This window comes from Mesorhizobium yinganensis, assembly GCF_040081985.1.
GTDB classification, from domain to species: domain Bacteria; phylum Pseudomonadota; class Alphaproteobacteria; order Rhizobiales; family Rhizobiaceae; genus Kumtagia; species Kumtagia yinganensis.
Genome location: NZ_JBEBMH010000008.1, coordinates 12,199 through 31,170, shown reverse-complemented (window position 1 = coordinate 31,170; position 18,972 = coordinate 12,199). Strand labels below are relative to the sequence as shown.

Annotated in this window: 17 protein-coding genes; 8 read left to right on the top strand and 9 right to left on the bottom strand. The window is 62.9% G+C overall.

The genetic code is table 11. The features are described from left to right. Positions 1–39 precede the first annotated feature (39 nt). From ABMA59_RS16335 to ABMA59_RS16310, 6 genes are all read right to left on the bottom strand, one after another. Positions 40–966 carry an SRPBCC family protein gene (locus ABMA59_RS16335; protein ID WP_349006439.1) on the bottom strand — a complete coding sequence of 309 codons (927 nt, stop codon included), beginning with the start codon at positions 964–966 and terminating at the stop codon, positions 40–42. Beyond that, positions 963–1,304, bottom strand: a complete 342-nt coding sequence (locus ABMA59_RS16330) for an ArsR/SmtB family transcription factor (RefSeq protein WP_349006438.1) — start codon at positions 1,302–1,304, stop codon at positions 963–965. The genes ABMA59_RS16335 and ABMA59_RS16330 overlap by 4 nt, the downstream gene beginning before the upstream one ends. 335 nt (positions 1,305–1,639) lie before the next feature. Continuing rightward, on the bottom strand, positions 1,640–2,545 hold the full coding sequence (locus ABMA59_RS16325; protein WP_349006437.1) for an alpha/beta hydrolase: 906 nt from the start codon (positions 2,543–2,545) through the stop codon (positions 1,640–1,642). A gap of 252 nt (positions 2,546–2,797) precedes the next feature. Beyond that, entirely contained in the window at positions 2,798–3,784 is a 987-nt protein-coding gene (locus tag ABMA59_RS16320) for a small ribosomal subunit Rsm22 family protein (protein ID WP_349006436.1), read from the bottom strand. A gap of 2 nt (positions 3,785–3,786) precedes the next feature. Then, a complete protein-coding gene (locus ABMA59_RS16315; protein WP_349006435.1) occupies positions 3,787–4,110 on the bottom strand; it encodes a YnfA family protein in 324 nt (107 codons plus the stop codon). 606 nt (positions 4,111–4,716) lie between these two features. After that, the gene (locus ABMA59_RS16310; RefSeq protein WP_349006434.1) at positions 4,717–6,012 is read right to left on the bottom strand and encodes a cyclopropane fatty acid synthase; all 1,296 of its coding nucleotides are present in this window, start codon (positions 6,010–6,012) and stop codon (positions 4,717–4,719) included. Positions 6,013–6,677: 665 nt separating this feature from the next. On the opposite strand from ABMA59_RS16310, the gene ABMA59_RS16305 reads away from it, so the two are divergent. From ABMA59_RS16305 to ABMA59_RS16295, 3 genes are all read left to right on the top strand, one after another. Beyond that, positions 6,678–7,970 (top strand): DUF445 domain-containing protein, encoded by a 1,293-nt coding sequence (locus tag ABMA59_RS16305; protein WP_349006433.1) that lies wholly within the window; start codon positions 6,678–6,680, stop codon positions 7,968–7,970. A gap of 124 nt (positions 7,971–8,094) precedes the next feature. Further along, a complete protein-coding gene (locus tag ABMA59_RS16300) occupies positions 8,095–8,580 on the top strand; it encodes a MaoC family dehydratase (protein ID WP_349006432.1) in 486 nt (161 codons plus the stop codon). A 247-nt stretch (positions 8,581–8,827) separates the two neighbouring features. Beyond that, complete coding sequence (locus tag ABMA59_RS16295) at positions 8,828–9,508, top strand: response regulator (RefSeq protein WP_349006431.1); 681 nt, start codon at positions 8,828–8,830, stop codon at positions 9,506–9,508. A 115-nt stretch (positions 9,509–9,623) separates the two neighbouring features. Here the strand turns inward: ABMA59_RS16295 and ABMA59_RS16290 are convergent, their stop codons facing one another. Together ABMA59_RS16290 and ABMA59_RS16285 are read right to left on the bottom strand one after the other, a co-directional pair. Next, positions 9,624–10,964, bottom strand: a complete 1,341-nt coding sequence (locus ABMA59_RS16290; protein WP_349006430.1) for an ATP-binding response regulator — start codon at positions 10,962–10,964, stop codon at positions 9,624–9,626. Between the two features lie 11 nt (positions 10,965–10,975). Then, positions 10,976–12,196 (bottom strand): FIST N-terminal domain-containing protein, encoded by a 1,221-nt coding sequence (locus tag ABMA59_RS16285; RefSeq protein ID WP_349006429.1) that lies wholly within the window; start codon positions 12,194–12,196, stop codon positions 10,976–10,978. A 218-nt stretch (positions 12,197–12,414) separates the two neighbouring features. On the opposite strand from ABMA59_RS16285, the gene ABMA59_RS16280 reads away from it, so the two are divergent. From ABMA59_RS16280 to ABMA59_RS16265, 4 genes are all read left to right on the top strand, one after another. Continuing rightward, positions 12,415–12,915, top strand: coding sequence for a (2Fe-2S)-binding protein (locus tag ABMA59_RS16280; RefSeq protein WP_349006428.1), 501 nt, complete (start codon positions 12,415–12,417; stop codon positions 12,913–12,915). A 114-nt stretch (positions 12,916–13,029) separates the two neighbouring features. Then, complete coding sequence (locus tag ABMA59_RS16275) at positions 13,030–15,378, top strand: xanthine dehydrogenase family protein molybdopterin-binding subunit (protein ID WP_349006427.1); 2,349 nt, start codon at positions 13,030–13,032, stop codon at positions 15,376–15,378. A gap of 105 nt (positions 15,379–15,483) precedes the next feature. Further along, positions 15,484–16,281 (top strand): FAD binding domain-containing protein, encoded by a 798-nt coding sequence (locus tag ABMA59_RS16270; RefSeq protein ID WP_349006426.1) that lies wholly within the window; start codon positions 15,484–15,486, stop codon positions 16,279–16,281. 186 nt (positions 16,282–16,467) lie between these two features. Further along, on the top strand, positions 16,468–16,776 hold the full coding sequence (locus tag ABMA59_RS16265; RefSeq protein ID WP_349006425.1) for an antibiotic biosynthesis monooxygenase: 309 nt from the start codon (positions 16,468–16,470) through the stop codon (positions 16,774–16,776). A gap of 66 nt (positions 16,777–16,842) precedes the next feature. Here the strand turns inward: ABMA59_RS16265 and fba are convergent, their stop codons facing one another. After that, positions 16,843–17,907, bottom strand: coding sequence for a class II fructose-bisphosphate aldolase (gene fba, locus ABMA59_RS16260; protein ID WP_349006424.1), 1,065 nt, complete (start codon positions 17,905–17,907; stop codon positions 16,843–16,845). A 166-nt stretch (positions 17,908–18,073) separates the two neighbouring features. Between fba and ABMA59_RS16255 the strand changes: the two genes are divergently transcribed. After that, on the top strand, positions 18,074–18,838 hold the full coding sequence (locus ABMA59_RS16255; protein WP_349006423.1) for a triose-phosphate isomerase: 765 nt from the start codon (positions 18,074–18,076) through the stop codon (positions 18,836–18,838). The last annotated feature ends 134 nt before the right edge of the window (positions 18,839–18,972 follow it).

The following is an 18,972-nucleotide window of genomic DNA, read 5'->3' as shown; positions in this document are numbered from 1 at the left end:
TCAACAAGTCCAACTCAAGCCGACGGAAGTCACGGCATTTCAGCGGGATAGGATGAAACGCTCCAGTTTGCCCAAGGTTTGCAAGCCCAGTTCCACGGCGCCAAAACCCTTCGCCTCCTGGAACTCGGCCTCGGTGCTGAACAACATGCCCAACGTCACCTTCGTCGCCCCGTCCTCATCCTCGAACGAAGCCCAGGCGTCGGCATGTTTCGGCCCGTTCTCACCCCACAGCAGCGCATAACCAAAGCCTTCTTCGGGCCTGACCTCGCCATAGCGGTGATGGTTCGGATAGACCGTGCCGTCGGGCCCGATCATGTCGAACACCCATTCGCCGCCTGTCCTGAGGTCGATCCGCGTCGTTCGGCAGGAAAACCCGTCCGGCCCCCACCACTGCGGCAGCGTCTCCGGGTTCATCCACGCGCCCCAGACGACGGATCGCGGCGCCCGGATGACCCGCTGCAGCACCATCGTCCGCTCGGCCGCGCCTGCGAGATTATCGAGGCCTGCGCCAAATCCCTGCCGGTAGCCTGCCTCCATATCCTCGGCCAGCGAGGAAAGCTGCACTGTCACGACAAGCCGGCTGCGCTCGCCCGTGCCTGAGAAAGCCGCCGTCACCAGCGCCGCCGATTTCGTCACGCCCTTGGACGAGACCACTTCGTAGTTCACGCTGCGCGCCGCCGGCTGCAACGCCAGCCAGCCGACCTCGCAACGTATGTCCGGCTGGCCGTCCACTTTGCAGAGCGAGACTTCGCGTCCGCCCACCCTCGTGTCGGCCTCCAGGAATTCCACGGTGACCGAGGACGTGGGCGCGGCCCACACTGCCCGCGCGGCGGGAGCCGTCCACGCCTGCCACAGCACCGGCAACGGTGCGGCCACGTCCTTTTCAAAGGTCAGTGTTGCAAAGCGGTTGCTCCCATTATCCGGCGCCGCATTGATCGTGCTTCTTGGGCCCATGTTCAGGTTCATTTTGCGCGTTCCTTCATCACGTTCATCACAAAAGCGTCCAGCCGGTCGAGCCGGGCCTCCCAGATGGCCCGCTGCTCGTCGAGCCAAGTCCGCATCGGTTGCAGCGCCTCGGGCACGATGGCGCAGGTGCGTATCCGCCCGTCCTTGGACGTGGCGATCAACCCCGCCTCCTCGAGCACGGAGAGGTGCCGCATCACCGTGGGCAGACGCAGCCCGGTGGGGCCAGCCAGATCCGTCACCCGTGCAGGCCCCGCGGCGAGCCGGGTCAGGATCGACCGGCGGGTGGGATCGGCGAGCGCGTGGAAGAGCAGAGAGAGATCCGGATCATGCTTAGCCATGCTGCTAACTATCGCGCGATCTGTCGGTGACGCAAGAGAAAACTTCGTCAAGTAGCTAAGTTTTCCTGAGCGCATCGCACTTTTAGACAGTCGGGCGTCTATTTCAGACCGCTGCTGGTAATGATGCGCGTGCGCCCGCTGCCCGTAGTCGAAGAATCAAATGTGGAAGCTACCGGTCCGCTACAGACCTCAAGTAAGTCGTCTCAGGTACGTAACTCCGACCCGAACGCAGTCCTTCCTCCGGGCCACTGGCGACGACGAGCCAAATGTCGTCGGTTAAGAGCGACGTCTCGCTTCGGCCCACCTGCCAAAGCCCAGAATATCAAGACGTTGTCTCAGACAAGGCGACGCGTGAATTCCTTGATCTCGCGCCCAAGAGTGTCCTCGACCGTGTTGAAGTGCGCCACCAAAGAAATGTGGTTATGCCCTGTGAGACGCATGAAACGCGGTGCGCGGCGGCGTGCAGCCGCGATGCGATACGCCAGTTCCAAACCGTAGACATCCAAGAGGGGGTTCTCGAACTCGGCGATCGCAATCATCACAGGTAGCGGACTGATCGCCGCATGCGTTACCGGGGAGCGCGCCTCGTATACCGATTCGTCGTCGCCGAAATACGAACGCACGTTCGCTGCGAATGGGTTCTCCATCGAAATGTCGATGCGGACGCGCGGGGAAAGCAGCACGATGCCCGCGAGGCCTCGCCCGAAGTAGCCTGCCGCCGGGTCGTACGCATATGTAGCGACATGGGTGCTGCCAGCCGAGTGGCCGATGGCGAAGATCGCATCCGGTTTTCCGCCGTGCCGTGCCACCTCAGCACGGGTCCAAGCTATAGCCAAACCCAAGTCGTCGGCTCCGCTTGGCCATTGCGATTCGGGTGCCAGGCGATACTCGATGTTGATGCCGATGAAGCCGTGTCTGGCAAACCAGTACAGTACATTGTCGTAGACTTCGCTGCTCACTCGCTTGTCGCCACGGACAAAGACACCGCCATGCACAAAAACCACAACCGGCGCATCGGCCACGCCTGAAGGCACAAACAAGTCCAAGACCTGCCGCGCATGCGGACCGTATGCAATGTCGCGAGTGACCGAAATGCCCCCCTTGGGCGCACACTCCAGCACGGGGCCGTATGCGCGCAACACGATATCTCGGTGCTTTAAAATATCCTGTCCCCACGCTGGGCCGATTTCCATCATCAGGCGGCGTGAAGTCTCGTCGAGGGCGGCGTGGCTTGCGATCATAACGTGACGCAGGATGTCTTTTCCAATGGATCAAACCAAGGTCGGCAGCGGCCCATTCTTCCAGGCCACATCGTTTATCTTGGGCGTCTGCCGTGGTCACATCGCGACGATACTAGGACCGACCTGAAGGTCCACCAAGAGATATCTGAGGTTCGAAGCTGCCGGGCCGCATTCACCCAACTCAGACATCCAGTTCGAGACACGGCCAGCGCATCAGTGGCGCTGTTCAACGACTGGCGGCGCGCTCGGCCCTCAACTACTCCCGGCGAAATCCTGCTGCACGGCATCCCCCCAGTCCAGCCGCCGGGCGATGCGGAAATTGTCGCCGTCGCGCTTGCTCAGCTTGAGTTCGGCAGCACTTCCGTCGGCCTGACAAAGCTTCAAGGTCACCAACCCTTTGCCGCCGCGCGGCGGTGCGATAACCCGCGCCCGTGGCGGCCGCGCGGGCTGCCGCGCGGCGGCGACGAAAATGTATTTTTCGTCTTCCCACGGCACGTCGCCGCCCTTGGCCATCCGATGCAGCCGCGAGCGGGCGACGCGGCGGGAAAAATGGCACCATTCGGGCGGCGCGAGCGGGCAAGGGTTTTCGTGCGGGCAGGGCGCCACGAGATGCGCGCCGGCGGCGATCAGCCGGTCGCGTGCGGCCAAAATCCTTTGCCAGCCGGCCGGCGTGCCCGGCTCGACGATCACCAGTACGCCGGCCGTCAGCGCCCACAGCCGCTCGACCAGAGCGGCGCGCTGGGCTGGGTCGAGTTCGTCGAGTACGTAGCACAGCGTCACGAGGTCGGCGGGCGCGAGATCGGGCAGTCCGCGCGTTGCGTCATCGGCGAGCCAGCGGGTGGACATAGCGGGTTTTTCCCGGCCCAGCGTCTCCCCGGCACTCCGTGCCGCCGCACTTGCCTCGACCAGCACGGCGGCGTTCAAGCTTGGCCAGCAGTCAGCCGCCGACCAAAATGCCGTCCCTGGGCCGGCGCCGATGTCGAGCAGCGAGGCCGGCGAAAAGTCCGGCATGCCGTCGGCGACGCTCGCGAAGGTGGCGCGCACCGCCGCATAGGTGGCAGGCAGGCGCGTCGCCAGATAGGCTTTCACCGCAAGCGCGCCGTCGAGGTGCGGGCGGCCGTCGCGCAGTTCGGCGCGGTAGCGGGCCGACAGGATTCCGGAAGCCCGCTGCAGGTCCGCGAGCGGCGTGCGCTCCAGCAGCCGGTCGACTGCCTGGCGGAGTGCTGTGGGCAATTCCACCGTCAGGCTCCGCGCGGCGCGAACAGGATGACGCTGGCGCCCGCCAGGCAGATGGCGGCGCCGGCAAAATCCCAGCGATCCGGACGCACGCCTTCGGCAAGCCAAAGCCACAGCAGCGATGCAGCGATATAGATGCCGCCATAGGCCGCGTAGGCGCGGCCGGCCGCGTCTGCCTGCACCAGCGTCAGCAGCCAGGCGAACAAGACCAGCGACAGCAGGCCGGGACCAAGCCACAGTGGCGATTTGTCCAGCCGCCACCACGCCCAGAATGCGAAGCAACCGGCAATCTCGGCAAGCGCGGCCGCCGCGTAGATCAGATAGGTCATAGGCTCTGCCCGGTGATACGCCCTATGTGACAGGGGGCGGCGTCAGGCTCAAGCCCGCGGCTGCGTCCAGTTGCGGCCGGGAGATCGGCGCCCATGCCCGCCAAAAGGTGCCAATGACGGATTTCGCCTTTTTCCAGGCGCAAAATGGTGTTACTCCGGCAGCACATGCTTGGAAGTACGTGGGCCTCGTTGAAGCCGCAAGGCGCGTGGCAGTTCATCCGGCCCAAGCTCCGCGCAGGAGGGTTTTTCTGCGGGAGCTTTGAGTGCTGTCTGATTTCTGGCCCGGACAACGTTTCGCTCCCGCAGCCTTTTGCCGTTTCCATGCGACAGGGTGGATGTGTTTCGTCGAGTTCATTGCCCCTTTACGTCGCGGGGGCGTAGGCGTTTCGCCTGTCTGGGAATTTATGGAACTGCGTCAGGCCGAAAGCCTATGCGGTCAGCCAGAACTGCGTTGATGAAGCCGTAGCGTCAGCTCAAAAGGGGCGCGCGTCAGGCAGGCGGCACCGCTTTCACGATTATTTCGCGTCAACCCTATGAAATAATTGCATCTTCCGAACTTGACGCAGCGTTTCAAGACGATCATCCGGGCGTTGGCATAATTGTTCGTCAATCCCGATCGGACACCTTCCGGCTGCGGTTTTTCGGCTTTTTTTCCCGCTGGTCCATCTCGCGATGGCCCATCTCGTGCATGGCGAGCGCCTTTTCGCACTTTTCCATATAGCCGCGCGTGACCGGCACTGTGTCGTTCTTGCGCGTCAACTGGATCTGGAAAACCATCAGGTCCTGCCAGCGGAAGGCGGCCTCGGAACCTGAGAGGTAGAACTCCCACATGCGGCAGAAGCGCTCGTCATAGATCGCCTTCGCCTTGTCACGGTTGACCATAAAACGCTCGCGCCAATGCTTCAGCGTGTCGGCATAGTGCAGGCGCAATATCTCGATGTCGCCGACCATCAGGCCGGATTTTTCGATCACCGGCATCACCTCCGACAGCGCCGGAATATATCCGCCTGGGAAAATATGCTTTCGGATGAAGGCGTTGGTGGCCGAAGGCGGACCGAAGCGGCCGATGGAATGCAGGAGCATCACGCCATCGGGCTTCAGCAGCGTTGCGCATTTTTCGAAGAAGGTGCGGTAGTGGTTGACGCCGACATGCTCGAACATGCCGACCGAGACGATGCGGTCGAAACGCTCGTTGAGATCGCGATAGTCGCGGATCTCGAAATGGACATGGTCCTCGAGCCCTTCGGCCCGCACCCGCTCTGTCGAGACCGCATGTTGCTCGGTCGACAGCGTCACGCCCAGCACGTCCGCCTCGAAATTTTTGGCGATGTAGAGCCCGAGCCCGCCCCATCCCGAGCCGATGTCGAGCACCGAATGGCCGGCCTTCAGCCTGAGCTTAGCGGCGATATGGCGTTTCTTGGCAAGCTGCGCCTCTTCCAGCGTCATGTCCGGGCGCTCGAAATAGGCGCAGGAATACTGCATGTCGGCGTCGAGAAAGAGTTTGTAGATGTCGCCCGACAAGTCGTAGTGGCGCTGTACGTTGCGCTTCGACCGAGCGTGGGTGTTGACCTGCTGCAGTCGGCGGAAGGCAACACGCAGGCTTTCGATCGCCCGCGTCAGCGCATCGTTGCCGCCCATCGGTCCCATATTCTCGTAGACGAGTTTGAGGAAAGCCAGCACGTCGCCTTCCGGGAAATCGAGTTCCCCGTCCATGAAGGTCTCGCCGATCGCCAGCGTCGGGTGCAGCGTGATGGCGCGCTCCGCGTGAGGCGTTTTGACATGCATGTGGACCGCCGGCCCGCTGCCGTCACCGAAGCTGGTGGTCGTTCCATCCGGCCCGGTGATCTTCAGATTTCCAACCCTGACAATCCGGTCGACTATGCGTTTGAGAAGAATGTTCATTGCGCGCATCCAGATCGGCAATTCTGCTTCGTCAGCAGGATTGTTCCATTCTGCTTCAAAAAGTCGCGGCTTGAAAAGTTCCAATTGGCACAAAATGGAAATCGACAATGGGGCCAGTCATCGGCCTGTACCTCTGTCACCGTCGCGCGTGATCCAGCCGACTTACCATCCGGTAAAACGGCCACGCGACCGATCCGCGCCAGCGGATCTGATATTGCGACGGGAGACAAACGCTTAGCCAATAAGGCGACGGCTTTCGTCAAGGAGCGGAAGGTGCCGCCCGCCCCGCTGAGCAATTGGCGGGGGCCGTCGGTTCCCCTCAAGATGTCTGCCGCTGTGCACGATGACGTGCCACGTGCAACTAAGCATGGGTTGCCGAGATGGAGGCCGCCAGCGGCCAATCCTGACATCGTTCGGATGAGGCCACGCAGGCTTTCCGCGGTCTGAACGCCCGCATGGTATTCCTTTGGCACGCCAACCATCCGTTACCCACGCTGAAGTGGTTCGCCTGATGTCGGTCATTTTTCGACCGGGTTCAGGTTGAACCGAGGGCTTTTCGCGGGAGAAAGCTGGATTGTGCCGGGGTTTTGAGCTGGTGGTCCCTATATGGAATTCGCTGGCGGACGTTTGTCAGGCGTTATGGTTTCGAGAAGGGTGAATCAGGAATGTCCGCCAATGCCGAAATCCAGATGCCGGCGGCCGAAGCGCGGGAAGCGGAGAAGCTGGCGGCGCTGAAGCGGACAAAGTTCTACGCCACGTCGGCACTCTGCGTTTGCCTGGCGGTCCTTGTCGCCGCGCGGCTGCTGCAATCGCGCTGGCCCTGGCTGGGTTTCGTCGCCGCTTTCGCCGAGGCAGCGACCATTGGCGGCATTGCCGACTGGTATGCGGTGGTCGCCCTGTTCCGGCGGCCGCTTGGACTTCCGATCCCGCATACGGCGATCATCCCGGAGAACCAGGCGCGCATCGCCGATAATCTCGGGCGCTTCATCGAAGTGAATTTTTTGGCACCGGCTCCGGTGAAAGACAAGCTGGAGGAGGTGGATTTCGCGGCACTGGTCGCGGACTGGCTGTCCGACCCCGAGCGCGCCGCCGACCTTGCCGCCTTCGTGGCACGGCTCGCGCCGCAGACTCTGACAGCGATCGAGCAGTCCGGCCTCAAGGACTTCGCGGCGCGCCGCTTCGTCGAGCAGGTCGACAAGGTGCCGGTGGCGCCGCTGGCGGCGGGCCTGCTTGCGGCGGTCACGGCCGAAGGGCGGCACCAGAAGCTGCTCGACGAGCTTACTGGGGCATTGGCCAAGACCTTCAGCGATGAGAAGACGCTGGAGTCGCTGCGTGAAAAGATCCGCGCCGAACTGCCGTCGCTGTTCAACCTGTTCCGCGCCGACGCCTATCTCTTGAAGAAGATCGTCGCCTCGGCCGCGACTTTCCTCGATGACGTGAAGGGCGATCCCGATCACCCGCTGCGCCGCGAGTTCGACCGTTTTGTCGAAGGTTTCGTCGAGCGGCTGCGCAATTCGCCGGACTATGCCGAGCGCGCCGAAAAGCTGAAACACGACCTGCTGGCCCGGCCGGAACTGAGGTCGCTGGGCGCCGAACTCTGGGGCGGGGTACGAGCGATCATCGAAAAGGACCTGGCGGCGCCGCGTTCGGCGATCCGCACGCATCTCGCCGGCATGTTCGTCAGCGTCGGGCGGCATCTTGCGAGCGATCCCGACATCCGCGCCGACATGAACAAGGGGTTCGTGGTGTCGTTGGCCGCCTTCGTCGAAAGCCAGAAGAGCGGCGTCTCGGGTTTCATCGCCGACCAGGTCAAGCGCTGGGATCTCGCGCAGCTTACCCGTCTGATCGAACTCAACATCGGCCGCGACCTGCAATATATCCGTTTCAACGGCATGCTGATCGGGGGCCTTGCCGGCCTCGTCCTTTACGGCGCCGAGCGCCTGTTGCTGGCGAATTGATCTGCCAATTCTGGTGTTTGTTAGAGCCCGTCCGGCCGGAGCGCGCCGGGGCCCGCGTCCAAATCTTGCGATTGCCGCGCAACCGGCTAAAAGCACATGCGTCGAACTGGACGAAGGCAACGCAATGCGGGAAACGGCGCCGACATTTGAGGAACTCTGGGGGCTCATCGGCCAGGAACTAGGGGTGTCTGACTGGGTCACGGTCGACCAAGAGCGGATAAACCAGTTTGCCGAATGCACGGGCGACCGCCAGTGGATCCATGTCGACGTCGAGCAGGCGCGCCGAAAAAGCCCGCTGCGGACAACCATCGCGCACGGTTATCTCTCGCTCTCGCTCATCGGTTTCTTCATCCAGGACATGCGCATCCTGCCCGACAATACGCAAGGCGCCTTCAACTACGGCATCGACCATGTGCGCTTCCTGGCGCCGGTCAGGGCCGGCGCGCGCGTCAGGCTGCGCACGACGCTGCTGTCGATGGAGGGCAAAGGACCGGGCCAATACCTGATGAAAGCCAGCAACGTCATGGAGATCGAGGGCGAGGACAAGCCGGCGCTGGTCGCCGACACGCTGGTCATGCTTTACGAAAAGCGGGCGCGCCGCACCGCCTGACTTCCTGCGCGAGATTTTTTGCAGGTACGTGCCGCTGCTTCGCCTGGTACTGGAACATCAGCAGCTTGCGCCGGACCTTGCAGCCCTACACGGCAACAAGAATCGAGCGGCTTCGACAGCGCCGTATCATCAAGATGGAGTGCGAATGGCCCCGTCTGAACACGTCGCCGGCAAATTCTCCGCTTGATCAGGCCGCAAACTCTGAAAAGGTGGCATTCAAGAAAAATTCGAAGGGAGAAGCCACTCCATGAGCCAGACCAGCGAGGTCACGCGCTTCCTGATCATCGACGATCATCCGCTGTTCCGTGAGGCGCTGCACAGCGCTGTTCGCATGGCCTATCCGGATGTGGATACGGTCGAGGCGAAGTCTATCGCGGAGGCGCTGGAGGTGCTCTCAGGTCCGCTGGCCTTCGATCTCGCACTACTCGATCTCAGCATGCCGGACGTGCATGGGTTCGAGGGCCTGCTTCAATTGCGCACCCGGCATCCACGTCTGCCGGTCGTCGTCGTGTCGGGGCATGAGGAGCCGAAGATCGTTTCGGAGGCGCTATCTTATGGCGCGGCCGGCTTCATTCCGAAATCGGTGCGCAAGGACGACCTCGCGGCGGCGATTCGCTCCGTCATGGAGGGTGCCGTTTATGTTCCTGAGAATTATGGCGAGCGTCCGCCAGAACCGGAGAGCGCCGACCGCGCCGACATGGTGCGGCGTCTGGCAAAGCTGACGCCCCAGCAATTGCGCGTGCTCCAGATGCTGCGGCAGGGACTGCTCAACAAGCAGATCGCCTACGAGCTTCAGGTTGGCGAGACGACGGTGAAGGCGCATGTCTCGGAGATCCTGCGCAAGCTCAACGTCTACAGCCGTACTCAGGCTGTCATCGAGGTTTCGAAGCTCGACAATGCGGATTTGTTTCGGGAGCAGGGGTTTTGAGGCAGTAGGGAGTGGGCAGTAGGCAGTAGTTAAAGTAAAGAGAGGTCTTTCTATCGAGCTTGGTATCGATATTTTTCTCCTACTGCCTACTGCCTACTGCCTACTGCCTACTGCCCTAAGCGAGCAAATGCGCCAGCAGCGCCCGCAATTGCGCCGGCTTGACCGGCTTGCGCATCAGTTCGATGCCTGATGCGCGGGCGGTCTGCGCCAGGGCGGACGAGCCGTCGCCCGTGATGATCAGTGCCGGCACGTCGCGTCTGAGATAGGACCGCACCTCGCCGATCGTTTGGCTGCCAAGGTCGCCGCCCTCCAGATGCTGGTCGGCGATGACGACGTCCGGAACCCAGTCGGTGTCGCCAAGCGCCCGGATCGCCTCGTCGGAGGACGCGGCCGGGCGCACCGCGCATTGCCAGCGCTGTAGCAGTGCCATCATCGCTTCGGCGACGCCGGGATCGTTCTCGACCAGCAAGACTTTCGTACCGAACAGGCCGTAGCCGCGCGGGCGTTTGGTGTCGGCGGCAGGCTCGACGATCACCGGCGGGCGAGCGGCCATCGCCGGCACCTCCAGCCAGAAGACCGTGCCGCGCCCGACCACCGACGAGAAGCCGATGCGGTGGCCGAGCGCGTCAGCCATCCTGCGCACGATCGACAGGCCGAGCCCGAGGCCGGCGCCCGAAATATCGCTTTCGATCGCGCCTGGACCCCGGTGGAACTCCTCGAAGACGGCGTCGCGGTGATCTTGCGGGATGCCACAGCCGGTGTCGGCGATCTCGATCCTTACCTTTCCCTCGCGTCGCCGCGCGCCGACAAACACGCCGCCGGCGCGGGTGTAGCGGACGGCGTTGGAGACGATGTTCTGCAACAGTCGGTGCAGCATGGTCCGGTCGGAACGGACGATCGCGTTGCTGGCGCGGAAGCGGAATTTCAGGCCCTTCTGCTCGGCGATCGGCTGGAAATCCGACTTTATCGAGGAGAAGAGTTGGTCCAGCGGGATCTCGGCGATCTCAGGCATGACCACGCCGGCGTCGAGCTTGGAAATGTCGAGCAGCGTCTGCAAGAGATTGCCGATGGTGGTCAGCGAACGCTCGACCTGGCCGACCAGCCGGCGGCCTTCCTCGGTCGTCTGCAACTCGGACAGCGCCGAGACCGAAAGGTGGGCGGCGTTGAGCGGCTGCAGCACGTCGTGGCTGGCGGCGGCGAGGAAGCGCGTCTTCGACAGGTTCGCGAGTTCCGCGGCTTCCTTGGCAGCGAACAAATCGACGTTGGATTCCTCCAGCCGCCGCAAGGTGGAGCGGAGTTCCTCGGTGCGGTTGCGAACCCGGCTTTCGAGGTTGATCGCGGTCTGGAACAGCGAGAACGCGTTGCCCTGCTGGTCCATCGCCCGCTCGACGCGCGAGATCAACGCCGCATTGATCTTGCGCAGCCGCTGGATGTCGGTGATTTCGTCCACAAGCACGCCGCAGACTCCTATTCGGCCGCGTGGCGGTGGCCGAAAGCGATGCCGGTCAGCGTCTGGTTGAGGTGCATTGTGCGATATTGTTCGCCGTAGGTGCCGAAGCCTATGAGATTGTTTGTCCGGTAAAGGTCCGAAATATCCCGCAGCACCTGGCGGTTGCGGGCGTCCAGCCGGCGCAGCACGCAATCGAAACCCAGAATGACGTCGATGCCGCCGACCTTGTTGCCGACATCCGCGAGTGCCGAACGTGTCGATTCGACCATGTCGGTCGGCTCGGCGATGGACAGCACGATACCGTCGTCGATGGCGCAGAAGAAGGAGAGCGAACCGTCGGTGTTCAGCTTCTGGATCGAGCGGCAGTAATATTCGCCGCCGACACGCACGACAACCGGATGCGACGCGAAGCTCATGGGCGTCAGCGCGTCAGGCATGACGCCGACGGCATGCGCGAACTCCTCGGAAGCTGACGTAGCGTTGAACTCGTGGACGACCCGGCGGTTGGGGTCGGAAGCGGTGACCACCAGTTTCTCGTTGGTCGGCACGAAATTCTCGGTCTTGAAGACATGGAACGGCACATCGGTCGCCATCAGGATGACCACAGCGCAATCGGTGGCGGCGACGCCGTCGGATATCAGCGTTGTTGCCTGGAAACGCAAATCGTCTCCGGCCGACCCACCGACCAGCGGAATATCATCCAGACCCCAGTGGATTGCCGACGCTACCGATTCCTCGGCGAAGGACAGGCCGTCGATGAGACAGAGTGCAAACGCATTGTCGGACGACAGCCGGCCGGTATGCGTGGCAAGCGAGCGCCGCAATGCGCCGACCTGCGCGGCGATCGATTCCATGCCGGATCCGGACAGGTTGGGAATCATCGCGCTGGCGATGGTGAAGCTTTCGGCAGGGAAAAGAATGGCCAGCATCTGGCCTTCCTCGACACCGCCCGGCGTGATTTCTCCGGCGGTCGAGCATCCGGCGTGACGAAGTGCCGGCGCGTGACGGGAAATCGCGGCGGAAAGATCCGCTGCGCGCACAAGGCTTTGCGAGAAGAAGAACAGGGCGAAACCGGCGCCCGTCGTGGCGGCCGTGCGGGCCACTTCCCGGGCGAACGCCTGCGCATCCGGCCTATCCGTGCTGAGCACAGTCAACCCGCAGCCGTAACTTGTCTTTGAGCAGACTCGCGCCAACTCCTCCAGCCTTTCCTCCGGCCCTTCGTTTTGCGTGTCGTGCACGCAGGTGCCGAATGCATTCTTGTCCGGACGCCGGAGTTTTGCAATGCTGTGGCAACGGACCGTATCGTCTTAAGTACAATATACGGTTCGCGGGGGGCGGCTGCATTCTCGACCGGAGCGGCGAGGATCGCGTTGTTTGCGCCTCGAACGCATGAGTTCGATCCGCGGGACGCCGGAGAGCCGACCGCGCAGAATACCTACCGAGGGAGGCAGGCAATATGTCGGACGTTACTCTAACCGTGAATGGCCGAAAGGTGGGCGCGTCCGTCGAGGACCGCACGCTGCTCGTTCATTTCTTGCGGGAAAATCTGGGCCTGACAGGCACGCATGTCGGTTGCGACACCTCGCAATGTGGCGCATGCGTCGTTCATGTCGACGGCAAAGCGGTCAAGTCCTGCACCATGCTCGCAGCCCAGGCTTCCGGCTCCACGGTGGTGACCATCGAAGGGCTCGCCGACGGCGCCGACCTGCATCCAGTGCAGGCCGCTTTCAAGGAGCATCATGGGCTGCAATGCGGCTTCTGCACGCCGGGCATGATCATGTCGGCCACCGACATGATCAACCGCCATCCCGACGGCCTCGACGAGGCGACGGTGCGCGCCGAGCTGGAAGGCAACATCTGCCGCTGCACGGGCTACCACAACATCGTCAAGGCGATCCTCGCGGCGTCGGAGGCGATGTCGAAGGCTGGCAAGGGCAAGGCGAAGAAGGCGGCGTGAGACGGAAGGCAGTCGTGAGTAGGCAGCCGGCAGTAGGATGATTTCGGCGCCGAAGGGTGCGTTTCACGACTGCCTATTGCCGACTGCCTGGTCCAAGATTCGGGAGGAACTCTCATGGGTATCGAAGGCATCGGCGCACGCGTTGCGCGCAAGGAAGACAAACGTTTCATCACCGGCAACGGGCGCTATGTCGATGACATGGTCGTGCCCGGCATGAAGCATGCCGCGTTCGTGCGCAGCCCGCACGCGCATGCGGAAATCAAGAAGATCGACGTCTCGAAAGCCAAGGCCATGCCGGGTGTCATCGGCGTGTTGACCGGTAAAGAGCTCAAGGCCGACGGCATCGGCAATCTGATCTGCGGCTGGATGATCCATTCCAAGGACGGCACGCCGATGAAGATGGGCGCGTGGTCGCCGCTGGCGTTCGACCGGGTGCGGTATGTCGGCGACGCGGTGGTGATCGTGGTTGCCGATACCAAGGGTCAGGCGCGTGACGCGGCGGAGGCTGTCGAGGTCACCTACAAGGAGAAGAAGGCGGTTTCGAGCGCGGTAGACGCGCTGAAGAAGGGCGCGCCGCAGCTTCATCCCGAGGCCGACAATAACCTCATCTACGACTGGGAGATCGGCGACGCCAAGGCGACGGACGCCGCGATTGCCGCGGCCGCGCATGTCACGACGATGAAGATCGTCAACAACCGGCTGGTGCCCAACGCCATGGAGCCGCGCGCCGCGCTCGGCCATTACGACAAAGGCGAGGACCATTACACCTGCTGGACGACCTCGCAGAACCCGCATGTGGCGCGCCTCGTCATGAGCGCTTTCTACAATGTCGCGCCGGAGAACAAGCTGCGCGTCATCGCGCCGGATGTCGGCGGCGGCTTCGGCTCGAAGATCTTCATCTACCCGGAAGAACTCGTCTGCCTCTGGGCGTCGAAGAAAACCGGCGTGCCGGTAAAATGGGTGGCCGACCGCACCGAAAGCTTCCTGACCGACGCGCACGGCCGCGACCATGTCAGCGAAGTCCAGATGGCCTTCGACAAGGACAACCGGATCACCGGCTTCAAGGTCGACACGATTGCCAATCTCGGCGCTTACATGTCGCTGTTCTCGTCGTCGGTGCCGACCTATCTCTATGCGACGCTGCTGTCCGGCCAGTACAACATCCCGGCGATCCACGCCAACGTGCGCACGGTCTACACCAACACCGCGCCTGTCGATGCCTATCGCGGGGCAGGGCGGCCGGAAGCCACCTATCTGGTCGAGCGCACCATGGAGACGGCGGCGCGCGAGCTGGGCGTCAGCCCGGCCGAGCTTCGCCGCAAGAACTTCGTCACGCAGTTCCCGCATCAGACGCCAGTGATCATGTGCTACGACGCGGGCGACTATGCCGCCTCGCTCGACGCGGCGATGCAGGCCGCCGATTATGCCGGCTTCCCCGCTCGCAAGGCTGCCGCCGCCAAGAACGGCCTGCTGCGCGGCATCGGCATGAGTTGCTACATCGAGGCCTGCGGCATCGCGCCTTCGGCGGCTGTCGGTTCGCTTGGCGCCGGCGTCGGCCTGTGGGAAAGCGCCGAGGTCCGCGTCAACGCGGTCGGTACAGTGGAAGTGCTGACGGGCTCGCACAGCCACGGCCAGGGCCATGAGACTACATTCGCCCAGCTTGTCGCTGAACGCTTCGGCGTGCCGATCGAGAGCGTGTCGATCGTGCATGGCGACACCGACAAGGTGCAGATGGGCATGGGCACCTACGGCTCGCGCTCCGGGGCCGTTGGCATGTCGGCGATCGTCAAGGCGCTCGACAAGGTCGAGGCCAAGGCAAAGAAGATCGCCGCGCACCTGATGGAGGCCGACGAGGCCGACATCGTCATCGAGAACGGGGCGCTGAAGGTGGCTGGCACCGACAAGAACGTGCCCTGGTTCCAGATGGCGCTTGCCGCCTATACGGCCCACAACCTGCCCTCGGGCATGGAGCCGGGCTTGAAGGAAGGCGCCTTCTACGATCCGACCAATTTCACCTTCCCGGCAGGCTGCTACATCTGCGAGGTCGAGATCGATCCGGATACGGGCGTCACGAAAATCATCCAGTTCGTGGCGGCGGACGATTTCGGCAACGTCATCAACCCGATGATCGTCGAGGGCCAGGTGCATGGCGGCATCGCCCAGGGCGTCGGCCAGGCGCTGCTCGAAGGCGCGCATTACGATGCCGGCGGGCAACTCATCACGGCAAGCTACATGGACTACACCATGCCGCGCGCCGACGATCTGCCGTCCTTCAAGGTCTCGACCTCGAACACGCCTTGTCCGGGCAACCCGCTGGGCATCAAGGGCTGCGGCGAGGCCGGTGCCATCGGCTCGCCGCCGGCGGTGATTAACGCCATCACCGACGCGATCGGCACCAACGAACTCGCCATGCCGGCGACGCCGCAGAAGGTCTGGGCGGCGGCAAGGGCGGCGAAGAATTGAGGCAATAGGGAATAGGCAGTCGGCAGTAGGGAGGTAACGAGGGCGGCACAGCTCGGGGTTAGTCCGACTGCCTACTCACTACTGCCCTCCACAGGGAGAAAATCCATGTACCAAGTCAACTACCACCGCGCCTCGTCCGTCGCCGATGCGGCGAAACTGGCAAAGCAGGGCGAGGCGAAATTCCTGTCGGGCGGCATGACGCTGATCCCGGCGATGAAGACGCGGCTGGCCGCGCCTTCCGACCTCGTCGACCTGACACATATCGCCGACCTAAAGGGCATCACCGTGTCCGGCAAGACGGTCACCATCGGCGCGGCGACCACCCATGCCGAGGTAGCCACCAACGCCAAGCTGAAATCCGTCTGCCCGGCAATCTGCCATCTGGCCGCGCATATCGGCGACCCGCATGTGCGCCATCGCGGCACGATCGGCGGCTCGATCGCCAACAACGATCCGGCGGCGGATTACCCGGCGGCTCTGGTTGCGCTTGCCGCCAATATCGTCACAAACAAGCGTGAGATTTCGGCGGACAAGTTCTTTACCGGCCTGTTCGAGACAGCGCTGAAGGACGGGGAGATCGTCACCGGCGTGACCTTCACCGCGCCGGCAAAAGCTGGGTATTCGAAATTCCCAAACCCGGCCTCGCGCTACGCCATGACCGGCGTGTTCGTTGCCAAGACCAAGGATGGCGTGCGTGTCGCGGTGACGGGCGCAGGCGAGGGCGGCGTGTTTCGTTCGAAGCCGATGGAGGCCGCGCTGGCGAAAAAATTCGACGCCGCCGCGCTGGAAGGCATCTCCGTGCCGAGCGCCGGGCTGATGAGCGACCTGCACGCCTCGGCCGAATACCGCGCCAATCTGGTGGTTGTCATGGCGAAGCGGGCGGTTGCGGCCGCGAACGCGTAACGCCCAAACAGGCTTGAGTTCGGACGGAGTATGCCACTCCGTCCGGCTTTTCGGGACTCTCTCTCCTTGGATTTGTCGTGGCACCGGCGTGTGCCGGTGCCAGATGAGTGCTATGGTCTTTTTGTTCTGATCTACTGAGTATTGTGCTCGGGATGTTGCGGAACATTGAAGCCAAGGGGGGAGGATATGACCGCATTCAATGTTGTTCGTTATCGCGTCAGGCCGGAATTCGAGGAAGAATTTCTTCGCCTGAACAGAGAGGTCGACCGATCGGACCTTGCCGGCCTGCGCAGCGCTTCGCTCATCAAGACGGGTGATCGTTCCTATTGCATGATCGGCGAGTGGGATAGCATGGAAAGCATTGTTGCAGCCCGACCCCTGATGGTCAGAAACCTGGAAAGGGGACGGGGGATGCTGGAAGACCTTGGCGAAGGCCGCGGCGTTACTGACGCGGTGTCCGGCGAGGTCGTTTCGGAACTTCACCGCCGGGGTTAGCCGATATGAGGTCGTGCATCGCCGGTGCGCGCACCGGCGATGCTTTTTGGGCGGTGTGATGACTTGCTATCCGAATTTCGGATCGAGGCTGCCGCTCTTGTATCGCTTCGCCATATCCGACACCGGCAGCGGCTTGATTTTTTGCGCATTGCCGGCCGTGCCGAACTCTTCCAGCCGCTGCTTGCAGAGTTTCGTCATCGCCGCCATGGCCGGCTTGAGGTACTTGCGCGGGTCGAATTCGGTCGGGTCGTCGCTCAGAACCTTGCGAATCTGCCCGGTCAGCGCCATGCGGTTGTCGGTGTCGATGTTGATCTTGCGCACGCCGTTCTTGATGCCGCGCTGAATCTCTTCCACCGGCACGCCCCAGGTCGGCTTCATCTTGCCGCCGTAGCGATTGATGATCTCCTGAAGATCCTCCGGCACCGATGACGAGCCGTGCATGACCAGATGCGTGTTCGGCAGTTTCTTGTGGATTTCCTCGATGACATGCATGGCAAGCACGGCACCGTCGGGCTTGCGGGAAAACTTGTAGGCGCCATGCGAGGTGCCCATTGCGATGGCGAGCGCGTCGACCTTGGTTTCGGCGACGAATTTCACGGCCTCGTCCGGGTTGGTCAGCAACTGGTCGTGGGAGAGCTTGCCCTCGGCGCCGTGGCCGTCCTCCTTGTCGCCCATGCCGGTCTCCAGCGAGCCAAGCACGCCAAGCTCGCCCTCGACCGAAATGCCGCCGAGATGCGCCATGTCGGTCACCGCCTTGGTCACGCCGACATTGTAGTCCCAGTCACCCGGCGTCTTGCCGTCGGCCTTCAGCGAGCCGTCCATCATCACCGAGGTGAAACCCGACTGGATCGCGGTCATGCAGGTGCCGGGCTCGTTGCCGTGGTCGAGATGCACGCACACCGGGATGTGCGGATAGATTTCGGTTACGGCGTCCATCATGTGCTTCAGCATGATGTCGTTGGCGTAGGCGCGGGCGCCGCGCGAGGCCTGGAGGATCACCGGTGCGTCGACCGCGTCGGCCGCTTCCATAATCGCCAGCGCCTGCTCCATATTGTTGATGTTGAAGGCAGGCACGCCGTAGCTGTGCTCGGCGGCATGGTCGAGCAACTGGCGAAGGGTGATCCGGGCCATACAGTCTATCTCCTGACGTTGGGGCAAAAAATCTGGATGCGCCCGAGCCCTTAAAAGAAAATCCGCTGGAAAAACAGTGCTTTTGCCGATTTTGGCGAAGTTCGCGGTTTCCCTTGCGGGCTTCCTGCTGCATTCATCCGTATCAATCGATTGAAAGGACGAAACCTTGGCTTCCTATTTCATCGGCACGAGCTGGAAGATGAACAAGACCCTGGCGGAAGCTTTGAAATTTGCCGAAACGGTCAAGGTGTTCCTTCCGGATTTCGAAGCCCGCATCCAGCCATTCGTGATCCCGCCCTTCACGGTGGGCCGGCAGGTCAAGGCAGCGCTGGCGGACAGCCGTATCAAGGTCGGCGCGCAGAACATGCATTGGGAAGATGCCGGCGCCTGGACCGGCGAGATTTCGGCGCCGATGCTCAAGGATTGCGGACTCGACTGGATCGAACTCGGCCACAGCGAGCGGCGCGAGCATTTTGGCGAGACGAACCGTACCGTTGGCTTGAAGACGGCGGCGGCGGTGCGGCATGGCCTCGTGCCGCTGATCTGTGTCGGCGAGACGCTTGCCGAGCGCGAGGCGGGCAGGGCGGACGAGGTGCTGGCGGAGCAGGTGAGGGGGGCGCTGCAATTCCTTGATGATGCAGGCAAATCCACGCAGATCCTGTTCGCTTATGAGCCGGTCTGGGCGATCGGCGAAAAGGGCATCCCGGCCAGCGCCGACTATGCGGACAAGCAGCAGGCGCTGATCAAGCAGGTGGCCGGTGGGATCATGCCGGACGCGCCGCCGGTGCTTTATGGCGGCAGCGTCAATCCGGGCAACACCGCCGAACTGATCGCACAGCCGCATGTCGACGGATTGTTCATCGGGCGCTCCGCCTGGCAGGCGGAGGGGTATATCGACATTTTGAAGCGGGCGTCGGCGGCGATCGGGTAGCGCGGTTTCAACCCTCCCCCTTGCGGGAGGGTCGCGGAGAAAGCTGAGCAAGGCGAGGCTTCTGACGCGGGGGTGGGTAGTTCAAGACGTACTCTGGCCTGCGGCGAGCCCACCCCGTCTCGCAAACTTCGCTT

Excerpts from the sequence above, each read along its gene's own strand:
- ABMA59_RS16335 (WP_349006439.1), bottom strand. The coding sequence starts at position 966 with ATGAACCTGAACATGGGCCCAAGAAGCACGATCAATGCGGCGCCGGAT.
- ABMA59_RS16330 (WP_349006438.1), bottom strand. The coding sequence starts at position 1,304 with ATGGCTAAGCATGATCCGGATCTCTCTCTGCTCTTCCACGCGCTCGCC.
- ABMA59_RS16325 (WP_349006437.1), bottom strand. The coding sequence starts at position 2,545 with ATGATCGCAAGCCACGCCGCCCTCGACGAGACTTCACGCCGCCTGATG.
- ABMA59_RS16315 (WP_349006435.1), bottom strand. The coding sequence starts at position 4,110 with ATGACCTATCTGATCTACGCGGCGGCCGCGCTTGCCGAGATTGCCGGT.
- ABMA59_RS16310 (WP_349006434.1), bottom strand. The coding sequence starts at position 6,012 with ATGAACATTCTTCTCAAACGCATAGTCGACCGGATTGTCAGGGTTGGA.
- ABMA59_RS16305 (WP_349006433.1), top strand. The coding sequence starts at position 6,678 with ATGTCCGCCAATGCCGAAATCCAGATGCCGGCGGCCGAAGCGCGGGAA.
- ABMA59_RS16300 (WP_349006432.1), top strand. The coding sequence starts at position 8,095 with ATGCGGGAAACGGCGCCGACATTTGAGGAACTCTGGGGGCTCATCGGC.
- ABMA59_RS16295 (WP_349006431.1), top strand. The coding sequence starts at position 8,828 with ATGAGCCAGACCAGCGAGGTCACGCGCTTCCTGATCATCGACGATCAT.
- ABMA59_RS16280 (WP_349006428.1), top strand. The coding sequence starts at position 12,415 with ATGTCGGACGTTACTCTAACCGTGAATGGCCGAAAGGTGGGCGCGTCC.
- ABMA59_RS16275 (WP_349006427.1), top strand. The coding sequence starts at position 13,030 with ATGGGTATCGAAGGCATCGGCGCACGCGTTGCGCGCAAGGAAGACAAA.
- ABMA59_RS16270 (WP_349006426.1), top strand. The coding sequence starts at position 15,484 with ATGTACCAAGTCAACTACCACCGCGCCTCGTCCGTCGCCGATGCGGCG.
- ABMA59_RS16265 (WP_349006425.1), top strand. The coding sequence starts at position 16,468 with ATGACCGCATTCAATGTTGTTCGTTATCGCGTCAGGCCGGAATTCGAG.
- fba (WP_349006424.1), bottom strand. The coding sequence starts at position 17,907 with ATGGCCCGGATCACCCTTCGCCAGTTGCTCGACCATGCCGCCGAGCAC.